Origin of the sequence: Streptomyces sp. NPDC127197, assembly GCF_042672405.1 — a bacterium.
Classification (GTDB): Bacteria; Actinomycetota; Actinomycetes; order Streptomycetales; family Streptomycetaceae; genus Streptomyces; species Streptomyces flavusporus.
This window is the reverse complement of record NZ_JBHXVG010000012.1, coordinates 82,679-96,828: the sequence shown is the minus strand read 5'-3', so window position 1 is coordinate 96,828 and position 14,150 is coordinate 82,679. Positions and strand designations below refer to the sequence as shown.

Annotated in this window: 17 protein-coding genes; 16 read left to right on the top strand and 1 reads right to left on the bottom strand. The window is 70.3% G+C overall.

Annotated elements, in window-relative coordinates; translation table 11 throughout:
- Window positions 1-21: 21 nt before the first annotated feature.
- Window positions 22-876: an SAM-dependent methyltransferase gene (locus tag ACFVJQ_RS20535; RefSeq protein WP_385785659.1), complete on the bottom strand. Its 855-nt coding sequence runs from the start codon at window positions 874-876 to the stop codon at window positions 22-24.
- Between the two features lie 197 nt (window positions 877-1,073).
- On the opposite strand from ACFVJQ_RS20535, the gene proS reads away from it, so the two are divergent.
- The 16 genes from proS to dprA all read left to right on the top strand — a co-directional run bounded on the left by proS (window position 1,074) and on the right by dprA (window position 14,053).
- Window positions 1,074-2,489, top strand: coding sequence for a proline--tRNA ligase (gene proS, locus ACFVJQ_RS20530; protein ID WP_385512899.1), 1,416 nt, complete (start codon window positions 1,074-1,076; stop codon window positions 2,487-2,489).
- A gap of 248 nt (window positions 2,490-2,737) precedes the next feature.
- The gene (locus ACFVJQ_RS20525) at window positions 2,738-3,334 is read left to right on the top strand and encodes a hypothetical protein (protein ID WP_385512898.1); all 597 of its coding nucleotides are present in this window, start codon (window positions 2,738-2,740) and stop codon (window positions 3,332-3,334) included.
- Between the two features lie 364 nt (window positions 3,335-3,698).
- Window positions 3,699-4,118 carry a 30S ribosomal protein S16 gene (gene rpsP, locus ACFVJQ_RS20520; protein ID WP_030048919.1) on the top strand — a complete coding sequence of 140 codons (420 nt, stop codon included), beginning with the start codon at window positions 3,699-3,701 and terminating at the stop codon, window positions 4,116-4,118.
- Window positions 4,119-4,120: 2 nt separating this feature from the next.
- Window positions 4,121-4,360 carry an RNA-binding protein gene (locus ACFVJQ_RS20515; protein WP_003973401.1) on the top strand — a complete coding sequence of 80 codons (240 nt, stop codon included), beginning with the start codon at window positions 4,121-4,123 and terminating at the stop codon, window positions 4,358-4,360.
- 86 nt (window positions 4,361-4,446) lie between these two features.
- The gene (gene rimM / locus ACFVJQ_RS20510; RefSeq protein ID WP_224732995.1) at window positions 4,447-4,989 is read left to right on the top strand and encodes a ribosome maturation factor RimM; all 543 of its coding nucleotides are present in this window, start codon (window positions 4,447-4,449) and stop codon (window positions 4,987-4,989) included.
- A complete protein-coding gene (gene trmD / locus ACFVJQ_RS20505) occupies window positions 4,989-5,822 on the top strand; it encodes a tRNA (guanosine(37)-N1)-methyltransferase TrmD (protein ID WP_385785654.1) in 834 nt (277 codons plus the stop codon). The genes rimM and trmD overlap by 1 nt, the downstream gene beginning before the upstream one ends.
- A 134-nt stretch (window positions 5,823-5,956) precedes the next feature.
- On the top strand, window positions 5,957-6,307 hold the full coding sequence (gene rplS / locus ACFVJQ_RS20500) for a 50S ribosomal protein L19 (protein ID WP_385512896.1): 351 nt from the start codon (window positions 5,957-5,959) through the stop codon (window positions 6,305-6,307).
- Window positions 6,308-6,352: 45 nt separating this feature from the next.
- Window positions 6,353-7,069 carry a signal peptidase I gene (gene lepB, locus ACFVJQ_RS20495; protein WP_385512895.1) on the top strand — a complete coding sequence of 239 codons (717 nt, stop codon included), beginning with the start codon at window positions 6,353-6,355 and terminating at the stop codon, window positions 7,067-7,069.
- Window positions 7,062-8,153 (top strand): signal peptidase I, encoded by a 1,092-nt coding sequence (gene lepB, locus ACFVJQ_RS20490; protein ID WP_385512894.1) that lies wholly within the window; start codon window positions 7,062-7,064, stop codon window positions 8,151-8,153. The genes lepB (ACFVJQ_RS20495) and lepB (ACFVJQ_RS20490) overlap by 8 nt, the downstream gene beginning before the upstream one ends.
- Window positions 8,041-9,027: a signal peptidase I gene (gene lepB / locus ACFVJQ_RS20485; protein WP_385512893.1), complete on the top strand. Its 987-nt coding sequence runs from the start codon at window positions 8,041-8,043 to the stop codon at window positions 9,025-9,027. The genes lepB (ACFVJQ_RS20490) and lepB (ACFVJQ_RS20485) overlap by 113 nt, the downstream gene beginning before the upstream one ends.
- Before the next feature lie 91 nt (window positions 9,028-9,118).
- Window positions 9,119-9,892: a signal peptidase I gene (gene lepB / locus ACFVJQ_RS20480; RefSeq protein ID WP_385785649.1), complete on the top strand. Its 774-nt coding sequence runs from the start codon at window positions 9,119-9,121 to the stop codon at window positions 9,890-9,892.
- Entirely contained in the window at window positions 9,882-10,418 is a 537-nt protein-coding gene (locus ACFVJQ_RS20475; RefSeq protein ID WP_385785646.1) for an NUDIX hydrolase, read from the top strand. The genes lepB (ACFVJQ_RS20480) and ACFVJQ_RS20475 overlap by 11 nt, the downstream gene beginning before the upstream one ends.
- Before the next feature lie 56 nt (window positions 10,419-10,474).
- A complete protein-coding gene (locus tag ACFVJQ_RS20470; RefSeq protein ID WP_003993268.1) occupies window positions 10,475-10,783 on the top strand; it encodes a DUF2469 domain-containing protein in 309 nt (102 codons plus the stop codon).
- An 87-nt stretch (window positions 10,784-10,870) separates the two neighbouring features.
- On the top strand, window positions 10,871-11,272 hold the full coding sequence (locus tag ACFVJQ_RS20465; RefSeq protein WP_385512890.1) for a YraN family protein: 402 nt from the start codon (window positions 10,871-10,873) through the stop codon (window positions 11,270-11,272).
- A gap of 1 nt (window position 11,273) precedes the next feature.
- Complete coding sequence (locus ACFVJQ_RS20460) at window positions 11,274-12,899, top strand: YifB family Mg chelatase-like AAA ATPase (RefSeq protein WP_385512889.1); 1,626 nt, start codon at window positions 11,274-11,276, stop codon at window positions 12,897-12,899.
- On the top strand, window positions 12,896-14,053 hold the full coding sequence (gene dprA, locus ACFVJQ_RS20455) for a DNA-processing protein DprA (protein ID WP_385785642.1): 1,158 nt from the start codon (window positions 12,896-12,898) through the stop codon (window positions 14,051-14,053). The genes ACFVJQ_RS20460 and dprA overlap by 4 nt, the downstream gene beginning before the upstream one ends.
- Window positions 14,054-14,150 lie beyond the last annotated feature (97 nt).

The following is a 14,150-nucleotide window of genomic DNA, read 5'->3' as shown; positions in this document are numbered from 1 at the left end:
GCCGGCATCTCCCGAGCTCTGTCAGGGGATTCGGGCGATCAGGTAGCGGAACACGTTCGGCATCCACACCGTGCCGTCCGGCCGTCGGTGCGGATGCAGGGCCTCGGTCAGCTCCTTGTCGACCTGCTCCTGATCCGTCGCCGTGATCGCCGCGTCGAACAGCCCCGTCGACAGCAGCCCGCGCACCGCGCAGTCCAGGCCGGCATACCCGAAGGGGCACGCCACCCGCCCCGAACCGTCCGGCCGGAGCCCCGCCCGCTGGGCGACCTCCTCCAGGTCGTCGCGCAGGGCCGGACGCCAACTGCCCGCGCTGCGCAGCGGATCCGCCAGCTTGCCCGCCACCCGCAGCACGGACGACGTGGCGCAACGCTCCGGCGGCCCCCAGCCGGCCAGCACCACGGGCGCCCCCCGCTCCGCGAGCGGCACCGCCGCGGCGAGCAGCTCACCGAGCCCCTCCGAGTCTCCCGCCAGACACCCGATGGGCTCGAAGGCGGTCACCAGGGTGTACGCGGGCGTCCCGTCCTCGGGCGCCCCGGGAGCATCGTCGAGGAGCCGGACGTCCGCACGCGCGCGCGTGCCCGGTCCTTCCGGCAGCAGGCGCTCGCGCGCGAGGGCCCTTCTCTCCGGGGAGGAGGACTCGACACCGGTGACCGCGGCGCCCCGGGAGGCCGCCATCAGCAGCGCCAGCCCGGAACCGCAGCCGAGCCCCAGCAGCCGGGTGCCAGGGCCCACGTCCAGTCGCTCGTAGACCGCCTCGTAGAGCGGTACGAGCATCCGCTCCTGGATTTCCGACCAGTCACGCGCGCGTGCAGCCAGGTCCACGCGGGGCGCAGGTCCCGCATGAGGTAGTCGCTGCCGCACGAGCGTAGGTGTCATCGAAAGCGCCCCAATCTGCCGAGAGTTGCTGCTGTACCCGTTTCCGTAGCCCCCGTGGCGTACGCCCGCCCTCCCCCGTATGCCAGGAAACTCCGGGCGCGCGACCGCGTCCAGGGGTTGCGGAGCCCGGCTTGTGGGGTGCCCGCGCAAGTGGCGAGAATTCACATTCCGGCAACGTGGGCCCGTACCATCTCGCCATGGCAAAGGCACCCGTTCTCACCCCGCGGGCGGACGACTTCCCGCGCTGGTACCAGGATCTGATCAACAAGGCCGAGCTGGCCGACAACGGCCCGGTGCGCGGCACCATGGTGATCCGACCGTACGGGTACGGGCTGTGGGAGCGGATGCAGCAGGAGATGGACGCCCGGATCAAGGAGGCGGGCGCCCAGAACGCGTACTTCCCGCTGCTGATCCCGCAGTCGTACTTCACCAAGGAGGCCGAGCACGTCGAGGGCTTCGCCCCCGAGCTCGCGGTCGTCACCCACGGCGGCGGCAAGGATCTCGAGGAACCCGCCGTCGTCCGCCCCACCTCCGAGATGATCATCAACGACTACTTCTCGAAGTGGGTGCAGAGCTACCGCGACCTGCCTCTGCTGATCAACCAGTGGGCGAACGTGGTCCGTTGGGAGCTGCGGCCCCGCCTCTTCCTCCGTACGACCGAGTTCCTGTGGCAGGAGGGCCACACGGCACACGCCACGTTCGAGGACGCCCGCGACTTCGCCGCGCACATCCACCGCAGGGTCTACGAGGACTTCATGGTGAACGTCCTCGCCATGGACACCGTCCCCGGCCGCAAGACCGTCAAGGAGCGCTTCGCGGGCGCCATCAACACCCTCACGCTCGAAAGCATGATGGGCGACGGCAAGGCGCTCCAGATGGCCACCAGCCACGAGCTGGGCCAGAACTTCGCCAGGGCCTTCAACACCCAGTATCTGTCCAAGGAGGGCAGGCAGGAACTCGTCTGGCAGACCTCCTGGGGGTCCACGACCCGCATGATCGGCGCCCTGGTGATGACGCACGGAGACGACAACGGGCTGCGGGTGCCCCCACGCCTCGCCCCCGTCCAAGCCGTCGTCCTCGCGATCAAGGGTGACGATGCGGTTCTGGCCAAGGTCCGCGAGATCGGCGACCAGCTCAGGGCGGCCGGCGTCCGCGTCCAGGTGGACGACCGCACGGACACCCCGTTCGGGCGCCGCGCGGTCGACTGGGAGCTGAAGGGTGTACCCGTACGGATCGAGATCGGCCCCCGTGACCTGGAGAACAGCACGGCGATGCTGGCGCGCCGCATCCCGGGCGGAAAGGAACCCGTGGCCATCGACTCGCTCGTACGGCTGCTCCCCACGCTCTTCGAGGAGGATCAGGCGCTCCTGCTGACCCAGTCCCGCGAGCGCCGTGAGTCCCGCACCTCCGACGTGTCGACGATCGAGGAGGCCGTCGAGGCGGCGACCGCCGGCGGCTGGGCGCGCATCCCCTGGGCGACCCTCGGCGAAGAAGGCGAGGCCAAGCTGGCCGAGCACGCGGTGACCGTACGGTGTCTGGTCGCCGAGGACGGGTCGGTGCCGGACGCCGATGACGCACCCGGTAACGTCGCGATCGTCGCGCGCGCATACTGAAGCGGCGAGACGCGACCGAAACGCCACTTGCGCATCCGTGGACCACACGTTCCCCCGGCGCGCGGACATGTCTACGCGCCGGGGGTACGTCAGCGTACGTACCGGCTTGGTACGAGCTGTGCGGCTTCTCCGCAGATCAGCGCACCCGCCCTCGTCAGGACGCATCAGCGGCAACTGACGGGTACGTGCAAATTATTTGGGATGCCCCGGAATCGGAACACAGCGGGACCCAGGCTCGTTGTCATTACGTGAGCACGACACCACCTGTTCTCGCCGCAGAGCTGGCACAGGCGTGGGCCGACATTCAGCGGTACCACCCCGAGCTGCCAGACCTTGCCGCGCCCGAATCCCTGATCGGGGAGTCGTCGTCCGCCTGCGGACACGAACTCTCCTTCGAGCGGCTGCTCCATGAGGCAGTCCACGGCATCGCCGCCGCCCGCGGAATCCGCGACACCTCCCGCGCCGGCCGGTACCACAACCGCAGATTCCTCGCGATCGCCGAGGAGCTGGGCCTGGACCACCCCGAGGAACCGCACCCCAGCAGCGGTTTCTCGCTGGTCACGCTCAACCCTGAGGCGAAGCGGCGCTACCGCACCACGATCGAGCGCCTGCAGCGCGCCCTGACCGCCCACACCGCCGCCACCTCCGCCGACACCTCCCGCACCTTCCGCGGCCCGGCGGCCCGCCACGGCTCCTCCGGCGGCGGGGTCCGGGTCAAGGCGGTGTGCGACTGCGGCCGCAACGTGCGGGTCGTTCCTTCGGTCCTGGCCCAGGCCCCGATCGTGTGCGGCGGCTGCGGAAAACCGTTCCGCATCCCAGAGGTCGTGGGCGCAGCAGCTGGCTGATTGCTTCCCCGGCATCTCGTGGGTGCCGGAGCAGTCGTAGCTGCGGGCAGTCGTGCCTCCCCCAGTGCCTTAAGGGCCTGGGGGGACCCCCAGGGCGGCACGGGTGGGCGCAGCGGCACCCCGCAGCGCCGGGTCGCGCACCCGACGTACGGTCACCAAGACGCCGGGTGCCCGTCAGAGCTGCCCGCACGCACGCCCGGTCGGAAGCGCCCGCAGGGTATGGCAGAATGGCTAGCTGTACTCGACAGCCGCACAGGACCCCTCTCTCCTCCGGCTGACGCGTCCATCGGGCACTCGGGTACCGCAACCCCACGCGGCCATCTCGCCGTGCCCAACCACGTCAAATCCAGGAGAACCCACTCCCGTGGCAGTCAAGATCAAGCTGAAGCGTCTGGGCAAGATCCGTTCGCCTCACTACCGCATCGTCGTCGCCGACTCCCGTACCCGTCGTGACGGTCGTGCGATCGAGGAGATCGGCAAGTACCACCCGACGTACAACCCGTCGGTCATCGAGGTCGACGCGGACCGTGTCGCGTACTGGCTGGGTGTCGGCGCGCAGCCGACCGAGCCCGTGCTCGCCATCCTGAAGAAGACCGGCGACTGGCAGAAGTTCAAGGGCGAGCCCGCCCCGGCGCCGCTGCTCGTGGCCGAGCCGAAGAAGGCGCGCCCGTCGTTCGAGGCCCTCGGCGGCGACGACGAGGGCAAGGGTGAGGCGATCACCCAGAAGAAGAAGGCGGAGAAGAAGGACGAGGCTGCCGCCGAGTCCGAGTCGGCCGAGGCCTGAGCATGCTCGAGGAGGCTCTCGAGCACCTCGTGAAGGGCATCGTCGACAACCCTGACGATGTGCAGGTCGCCTCGCGCAACCTGCGCCGCGGGCGTGTGCTGGAGGTCCGGGTCCACCCCGACGACCTCGGCAAGGTGATCGGCCGCAACGGCCGCACCGCACGCGCTCTGCGCACCGTCGTGGGCGCCATCGGCGGCCGCGGAGTCCGAGTCGACCTCGTCGACGTGGACCACGTCCGCTGACGCAACACAGCACCGGCTCGGGCCGGGGAGGGCCACTCGGCCGTCCCCGGCCCGTGGTCGTACGTACGACAGGAGATCTTCGAAAAGTGCAGCTCGTAGTCGCCCGCATCGGCCGCGCCCACGGCATCAAGGGCGAGGTCACCGTCGAGGTACGTACCGACGAGCCGGAACTCCGGCTCGCCCCCGGTGCCGTCCTGGCCACCGACCCGGCCTCCGCCGGACCGCTGACCATCGAGACGGGCCGTGTGCACAGCGGACGCCTGCTGCTGCGCTTCGCGGGCGTCACCGACCGGACCGGCGCCGAGGCGCTGCGCAACACCCTCCTGATCGCCGAGATCGACCCGGACGAACTGCCCGAGGGTGAGGACGAGTACTACGACCACCAGCTGATAGACCTCGATGTCGTCACCAAGGACGGTGTGGAGGTCGGCCGGATCACCGAGATCTCGCACCTGCCCTCGCAGGACCTGTTCATCGTGGAGCGTCCTGACGGGACCGAGGTCATGATCCCGTTCGTCGAGGAGATCGTCACCGAGATCGACCTCGAGGAGCAGCGGGCCGTCATCGACCCGCCGCCCGGCCTGATCGACGACCGGGCCGAGATCGACTCCTCCGGGGATGAGTCCTGATGCGGCTCGACGTCGTCACCATCTTCCCCGAGTACCTCGACCCGCTGAACGTCTCCCTGGTCGGCAAGGCACGCGCGCGTGGACAGCTGAACGTGCACGTGCACGATCTGCGGACCTGGACCCACGACCGGCACCACACGGTCGACGACACGCCCTACGGCGGTGGCCCCGGCATGGTCATGAAGACCGAGCCCTGGGGCGATGCCCTGGACTCCGTCCTCGCCGACGGCTACGAAACGGGCTCCCACGCGCCCACCCTCGTCGTCCCCACGCCCAGCGGCCGCCCCTTCACCCAGGAGCTCGCCGTCGAACTCTCCGAGCGCCCCTGGCTGATCTTCACGCCCGCGCGCTACGAGGGCATCGACCGGCGCGTCATCGACGAGTACGCGACCCGGATGCCTGTCCACGAGGTGTCCATCGGCGACTACGTCCTCGCCGGCGGCGAGGCGGCCGTACTGGTGATCACGGAAGCCGTGGCGAGGCTGCTGCCCGGCGTCCTCGGAAACGCCGAGTCCCACCGCGACGACTCCTTCGCGCCCGGCGCCATGGCCAACCTCCTGGAGGGCCCCGTCTACACCAAGCCGCCCCAGTGGCGCGGCCGGGAGATCCCGGACGTGCTGCTCAGCGGCCATCACGGCAGGATCGCCCGCTGGCGCCGTGACGAGGCGCTGAAGCGGACGACGGTCAACCGGCCCGACCTGATCGAGCGCTGCGACCCCAAGGCCTTCGACAAGAAGGACCGCGAGATGCTCTCCATCCTGGGCTGGGAACCGGACCCCGAGGGTGAACCGTACGGCCGATTTTGGCGCCGGGCAGACGGCGTGGAAGAATAGACCGCTGTTGTGCGCCGTCCGGCGTGCGCCCCTGCCACAGGGGGACACGACGCGCGCCCCGACCCGCACGACGCTCACTCCGAAAACCTAGTTTCCGTTGATGACCTGTGGCATCAGCGAAGAAAGCAGACGAAATGTCTCACCTGCTCGACTCCGTCGACGCCGCGTCGCTGCGCAGCGACGTCCCGGCCTTCCGCCCGGGCGACACGGTCAACGTCCACGTCCGCGTCATCGAGGGCAACCGCTCCCGTGTGCAGCAGTTCAAGGGCGTGGTGATCCGCCGCCAGGGTTCCGGCGTGCGCGAGACCTTCACGGTCCGCAAGGTCTCCTTCTCCGTCGGCGTCGAGCGCACCTTCCCGGTGCACACCCCGATCGTGGAGAAGATCGAGCTCGTCACCAAGGGTGACGTCCGCCGCGCCAAGCTGTACTACCTGCGCGACCTGCGCGGCAAGGCGGCGAAGATCAAGGAGAAGCGCGAGAGCTGAGCGCTTCCCGGCGTTCGAAGCGGGGCCGGATAGCATCTGGCCCCGATGAACACCGAAGCACAGCCGACGGAGCGCGACCGCTCCTCCCGCCCTTCCGGATCCGAGGAGACCTCGGACACAGAGGGGCCGGAGGAACGGTCGCGTTTCGCGTTGGTGCCGCGGATCGCCGACTGGGTCCCCGGCGGGCGGATCACGCTGACCGCGCTGATCTGCCTGCTGTTTCTGCTGCTGCTCAGCACCTTTGTGGTGCAGCCGTTCCAGATCCCCAGCGGATCCATGGAACGCGGATTGAGGATCGGCGACCGCGTTCTCGTAAATAAGTTGGCGTACCGTTTCGATGCCGAACCGCGGCGCGGTGACGTGGTTGTGTTCGACGGCACCGGACACTTCGGGAACGCCGACTACATCAAACGCGTCGTGGGTGTAGGGGGAGACCGCGTGGTCTGCTGTGACAAGGAGGGGAGGCTCCAGGTGAACGGCCGGTCCGTCGACGAGTCGACGTTCCTGTACCCCGGCGACAGCGCGTCCACGGTGCCCTTCGACGTCGTCGTGCCCGACGGCACCTTGTTCGTCCTCGGCGACCACCGCAGCGCCTCCAGCGACTCCCGCGACCACCTGGGCTCACCGGGCGGCGGCATGGTGCCCGTCGGTGACGTGATCGGCCGGGCCGACTGGATCGTCTGGCCCGTCGGCCACCTCACCCGCCTGCACCGATCGGGCGCCTACGCGCGCGTGCCCGCGGCGGACGGTGCCCATGGGTAACCGCGGCAAACCGCGCGGCGTCCCCAGCAGCGCCGCCGACAACCTGCTGCCCACCGGCACCCGGCGGGCCGCCGGCTCGTCCGGCGGCCGCACCCGTGCCGAGCGGCGCAAGCTCCAGCGCAAGGTCAAGCGTCGCCGGCGCCGCTCGGCGATAAAGGAGGTCCCGCTCCTGGTCGGGGTGGCCGTCCTCATAGCCCTCGTGCTGAAGACCTTCCTCGTGCAGGCCTTCGTGATCCCGTCCGGCTCCATGGAGCAGACGATCCAGATCGGTGACCGCGTCCTGGTCGACAAGCTCACCCCCTGGTTCGGCTCCAAGCCGCAGCGCGGTGACGTCGTCGTCTTCAAGGACCCAGGTGGCTGGCTCCAGGACGAGCAGCCCACCCAGAAGAAGGAGGATCCGGTCGTCGTCAAGCAGGTGAAGGAAGGCCTCACCTTCATCGGCCTGCTGCCCTCCGACAACGAGAAAGACCTCATCAAACGGGTCGTCGGAGTCGGCGGCGACCGCGTCAAGTGCTGTGATTCGCAAGGGCGGGTCACGGTCAACGGCGTTCCCCTGATCGAGGACTATCTCTTTCCCGGCAACGAACCGTCCGCGACCCCGTTCGACATCACCGTGCCGGAAGGCCGGCTGTGGGTGATGGGCGACCACCGGTCCGACTCCGCGGACTCCCGTTCCCACCAGGACACCGACTACGGCGGCACCGTCTCCGAGGAAGAGGTGGTGGGACGCGCCGTCGTCATCGCCTGGCCGCTCGGCCACTGGACCACCCTGGAGGAACCGAAAACCTACGCTTCCGTGTCCGACTCGGCCTCCGGGTCGACCGCTGCTCCCCAACCGTCGCATAGGGTTGCCTCCGACGATCCGAACGGAACGATCCAGCTCCCGAGCCCTGCGGAACTCCCGCTCGTTATGGGAGTGGTGGGCCTGCGCCGCGCATGGGGCAGGCAGCGGCACAGAGTAAGGAGTTGGCGTGGGGGATGTGGCGGTTGGCGCACGGTCCGGGCACGACGGCGAGGAGCACCGCGGACAGCCCGTGGAGGCAGCCCCCACGGCCCCGGGCAGCGTCCCTCCCGCAGGGAGTGACACAACAGCGGCTGAGGACGGCAGGGTGACGGACGGGCAGGACCAGGCCGGGGACCAGGGGCCGGGCGGCCCGGCCCTCAAGCAGCCGAAGAAACAGCGCTCCTTCTGGAAGGAGCTGCCGATCCTGATCGGTATCGCGCTCGTGCTGGCGCTGCTGATCAAGACGTTCCTGGTGCAGGCGTTCTCGATCCCCTCCGACTCCATGCAGAACACCCTCCAGCAGGGGGACCGCGTTCTCGTCGACAAGCTCACCCCGTGGTTCGGCTCCGAGCCGGAGCGCGGCGAGGTCGTCGTCTTCCACGACCCGGACAACTGGCTGGCCGGCGAGCCGACGGTGAATCCGAACGCCCTGCAGACGGTGCTCAGCTGGATCGGCCTGATGCCGTCCGCGGAGGAGAAGGACCTCATCAAGCGAGTCATCGGTGTCGGCGGCGACACGGTGGAGTGCCAGGGCACCGGCCCGCTCAGGGTCAACGGCAAGGCGCTGAACGAGACGTCGTACGTGTACCCCGGCAACACGCCGTGCAGCAATGACGACCAGGGCGGGCAGTTCAAGGTAAAGGTCCCCGAGGGCTTCATCTGGGTCATGGGCGACCACCGGCAGAACTCCCGGGACTCGCGCTACAACCAGGGTGACACCAACAATGGCATGGTCCCGGTGGAGAAGGTCGTCGGACGCGCCATCGTCAAGGCGTGGCCGATCAACCGCTGGGGCACGCTCCCGGTCCCGGACACCTTCGACCAGCCCGGTCTGGGCGACCAGTCCTCCGCGTCCGCGGCCCTGACCGCCGCCCCGAACGCCCTGGCCCTCGCCGGAGTCGTGCCGGTGGCCCTGTGGCGCCGCCGCCGGCTCACCGTCGCACAGACGCGCTGACCGGCCCTGATGAAACCTTCCGGGACTCTGACCTCGGTCGGAGAACCGAAGGGCTGACCCGGTCAGGTACCGCCGGGTAGGGTGCGGGTCCATGGGTGGCGAGAGCGCGACACGTACGGCCCCGCAGCGCGGCGGGGCGAGCAGTGGCCCGGCGGGCGGCCGGATCGGACAGCGGTTGTCCGGGCTGGCGGTCGCGCTGGGCCTTGTACTGTTCCTCGGCGGATTCGGCTGGGGCGCGGTGGTCTACCGCCCGTACACCGTGCCCACCAGCTCCATGGCACCGACGATCGGCGTGGGCGACCGCGTGCTGGCCGAGCGGGTCGACGGCGCGGACGTGCGCCGCGGTGACGTCGTTGTCTTCAAGGACGTGACCTGGGGCAACGCGCCGATGGTCAAGCGCGTGGTCGCGGTCGGCGGGGACACCGTCTCCTGCTGCCGGGACGGGAAGCTGACCGTCGACGGCAAGGAGATCGAGGAACCGTATCTGCCCGAGGGGCAGGCCGCCGAGGTCGCGAACTTCCCGACCGTGACCGTGCCCGAGGGGCGGCTGTTCCTGCTCGGTGACGAGCGGCACGGCTCCCTGGACTCCACCGCCCACCTCACGGACGCCGCCGGCGGCACCGTGTCGCGCGACGCCGTGTCCGCGCGGGTGGACGCCGTCGTCTGGCCCATGGACGGCATGCTGGAACGCCCCACCGGTTTCGAGGCGCTCGGCGACCTGTCCACGCCCGGCCCGCTCCGTACGATGGGCGCCATGATCGTCGTCGGAGCCGTGCTGGTGCTCGGGGGCGCCGCGTACGGTCCGCTCGCCAAGCGCATGGCGGGCCGCAGCCGCCCGCGGACGGAGCCCGCCGGTGCCCGCTGAGGCGACACCAGCTGGAGCGCCCCGGAGGCGAGCCGCGCATGAAAACGAGGTGCGCAAGGTGGCCCGGGTCGTGCTGCTCGACCCCCAGGACCGCATCCTGCTGCTGCACGGCCACGAGCCGGACGATCCCGCCGACGACTGGTGGTTCACGCCCGGCGGCGGTCTGGAGGGCGACGAGACCCGCGAGGAGGCCGCTGTGCGGGAACTCGCGGAGGAGACCGGGATCACGGCCGTCGAGCTGGGCCCGGTGCTGTGGCGGCGGATGTGCTCGTTCCCGTTCGCGGGCCGACGCTGGGACCAGGACGAGTGGTACTACCTGGCCCGGACGAACCAGACGGCGATCGGGGCCCTGGGCCTCACCGAGCTGGAGCGACGCAGTGTCGTGGGTGCGCGGTGGTGGACGTGGCAGGAACTGACCCGGGCGCATGAGACGGTGTATCCGACCAGACTCGCCGAGCTGCTGCGCAGACTGCTCGACGAAGGTCCCCCTGCCAGGCCCGAGATCCTCGACACGGAAATCGTCTAGGGGCTTACGGGACTGGCGCACAATGGTGGGATCGCACGGCTGAAGGGGAACATGCCATGAGCGCCGAGGACCTCGAAAAGTACGAGACCGAGATGGAGCTCAAGCTCTACCGGGAGTACCGCGATGTCGTCGGTCTGTTCAAATATGTGATCGAGACCGAGCGGCGTTTCTACCTGACCAACGACTACGAGATGCAGGTGCATTCGGTTCAGGGCGAAGTGTTCTTCGAGGTGTCGATGGCGGACGCCTGGGTGTGGGACATGTATCGGCCGGCCCGGTTCGTGAAGCAGGTCCGGGTCCTCACATTCAAGGATGTGAACATCGAGGAGCTGAACAAGAGCGATCTGGAGCTCCCGAGCGGGTGATCGGTGGTCGCTGTCGCTCGTGTGGGTGACGACGTTGTCCACAACTGCTGAGTAACCCACCAAGATCCACTTCTTGGCGGAGGATGCGTGACGGTTGGCGCCGGAGGTGGTGCCGACATGAACACGCATCTGGCACGCAGTGCACTGGGCAGGTACGGAGAGGAGCTGGCCGCTCGGCGGCTGGTCACGGCCGGTATGACGGTCCTGGGGCGCAACTGGCGCTGCGGCAGGACCGGAGAGATCGACATCGTGGCGCGGGACGGTGATGTCCTGGTCGTCTGCGAGGTGAAGACCCGCAGGTCGGGTCCCTTCCAGCATCCGATGGCGGCGATCACGCCGGCCAAGGCGGCGCGCCTGCGCGGCCTGGCGGAACGCTGGCTGCAGGAACACGGGGGAGCACCGCCCGGCGGCGTCCGCATCGACCTCGTCGGCGTCGTCCTGCCCGACCGGGGCGCGGCCGTGGTCGAGCACGCGCGGGGGGTGGCCTGAGATGGGCTTCGCACGTACGTGCTCCGTCGCCCTCGTCGGGGTCGAGGGCGTGGTTGTCGAGGTCCAGGCCGACCTCGAACCGGGTGTCGCCGCGTTCACGCTGGTGGGACTGCCGGACAAGAGCCTGACGGAGAGCCGGGACCGGGTGCGGGCGGCGGTCGTCAACTCCGGGGGCGAGTGGCCGCAGAAGAAGCTCACGGTCGGGCTCAGTCCGGCGTCGGTCCCGAAGGCGGGCAGTGGTTTCGACCTGGCTGTCGCCTGCGCGGTGCTGGGCGCCTGCGAGCGGATCGATCCGCGGGTACTCGCCGACATCGTGATGATCGGCGAGCTGGGCCTGGACGGGCGGGTGCGGCCGGTACGGGGCACCCTGCCGGCCGTGCTCGCCGCGGCGGACGCGGGCTATGAGCAGGTGGTCGTGCCGGAGTGCGCGGCAGCCGAGGCCTCCCTGGTGCCCGGAGTGTCCGTGCTGGGCGTGCGCAGTCTGCGCCAGCTGATCGCCGTACTGGCGGACGAGCCCGTCCCCGACGAGGAACCGGCTGAACCGGGACGTCCCGACCCACTGCTCGCCGGCCTGCGGGTTCCCGGCACCGGCGCGGCGACGGGCATGCACAGCTCCGGCGCCGCGCAGCACGACCAGGACCACGACCTCGCCGACGTCGTCGGACAGACCTCGGCCCGGACCGCCGTGGAGGTCGCCGCGGCCGGCGGACATCATCTCCTCCTGTCGGGACCGCCCGGTGCCGGGAAGACGATGCTCGCGGAGCGGCTGCCCGCCGTCCTGCCCAGGCTCGGCCGCGAGGAGGCGCTGGAGGTGACGGCGGTGCACTCCGTGGCGGGCCTGCTGCCCCCGGGCAAACCCATGATCGACACCGCTCCCTACTGCGCCCCGCACCACTCGGCCACCATGCAGGCGCTGGTCGGCGGCGGCCCGGGGATGGCCCGCCCCGGCGCCGTGTCGCTGTCCCATCGAGGGGTGCTCTTTCTCGACGAGGCGCCGGAGTTCAGCAGCCATGCACTCGACGCCCTGCGACAACCCCTGGAGTCGGGGCATGTCGTGATCGCCCGCAGTACGGGGGTGGTGCGGTTCCCGGCGAGATTCCTGATGGTGCTCGCCGCGAACCCGTGCCCCTGCGGCCGCTTCTCGCAGAACGACAGTCTGTGCGAGTGCCCGCCCTCGGTGATCCGCCGCTACCAGGCCCGGCTCTCGGGACCACTCCTCGACCGGGTCGACCTCAGAGTCGAGGTGGACCGCGTCACCCGCGCCCAGCTCGCCGACCGCGGTGTGCGGGGCGAGTCCACGGCGACGGTCGCCGACCGTGTCCGGGCGGCGCGGGAGCGGGCCGCAGCACGCTTCGCCGGTACGCCCTGGCGGACGAACAGCGAGGTGCCCGGCCGGGAGCTGCGCAGCCGCTGGCACGCCGCGACCGGCGCGATGGACGAGGCGGAACGCAATCTGGAGCGGGGCGCGCTGACGGCACGCGGAATCGACCGGGTGCTGCGGGTCGCCTGGAGCGTCGCCGACCTCGTGGGACACGACCGGCCCGACGCGACGGACGTCGCCCTGGCGCTGCAACTGCGTACGGGAGTGCCGCGCGGTGTGCCGATGGCCATCGGGGCGCTGACATGAGCGGCAGCGATCCGGACGACGAGCTGCTCTCCCGTGTCTTCCTCACCCGCGTCATCGAGCCCGGTGACGCGGTTGCCGGGCGGTGGGTGCGCGAATTCGGGGTGGGGCAGGTGGTACGACGCTTGCGGGAGGGCGGGAGGCCCTTGCCAGGGGTGAGTGAGAAACGGTGGGCCGGGCTGCTGGCGCGGGCCAGGCCGGCCCAGCCGGAGCGCGATCTCCGCGTCGCGCGGGACGCCGGCGTGCGGTTTGTGTGTCCGGGGGACGCGGAGTGGCCGGGGCAGCTGGACGACCTGGGGGAGGCGAGGCCGCTCGGGCTGTGGATCAGGGGCCGGCCCAGTCTGCGGATGTGGGCGCTGAGATCCGTCGCCGTCGTGGGTGCCCGGGCCTGCACCGAGTACGGCGCGCACATGGCCGTCACCCTTGCGGCCGGCCTCGCGGAGCGCGGCTGGGTGGTGGTGTCCGGCGGCGCCTACGGCGTGGACGGCGCCGCTCATCGCGGTGCCCTCGGCGCGGGTGGTGCAACCGTCGCCGTCCTCGCCTGCGGGGTCGACCGGCCCTACCCGCGCGGCCACACCCAGTTGATCACCAGGATCGCAGACCAGGGGCTGGTGGTCGGCGAGTTGCCGCCCGGTGATCATCCGACGCCGAGCCGGTTCATCGTCAGGAACAGAGTGATCGCCGCGCTCACCCGGGGAACCGTCGTCGTCGAGGCCGCCTACCGCAGTGGCTCACTCGTCACGGCGCGGGCAGCGCAACGGCTGGGGCGTCACACGATGGGGGTGCCCGGGCCGACCACCAGTGGATTGTCGGCAGGCGTGCACGAACTGCTGCGCGGGGACGCGACGCTGGTCACCGACGCGGCGGAGGTGGTGGAACTCGTCGGAGACATGGGGGAGCTGGCTCCGGACCGCCGAGGGCCGGTGCTGCCGCGGGATCTGCTGGCGCCCGGCGCACGGCGCGTCCTGGCCGCCCTGCCCGCCCGCGGAGCAGCCACGGCCGAGGAGATCGCACGCGGCACGCCGACGACGGAGGATGACGCGATCGCGAGACTGTACGAACTCAGGGCACTTGGTTACGTCGAACGACACGGCGACGGCTGGAAGTTGACACGCCAGGCCATGATCTCCGTTCAAGGCGGTCGGAGCCCGTGCTGACCGTGCGTGTTCGGCCGTCCGAGGGAAAGCTCGACGCCCTTGGGAAATCCCGCAGTTGATGGGCCCTGGCGGTCACGGAGAGCGACCGCCATGACCC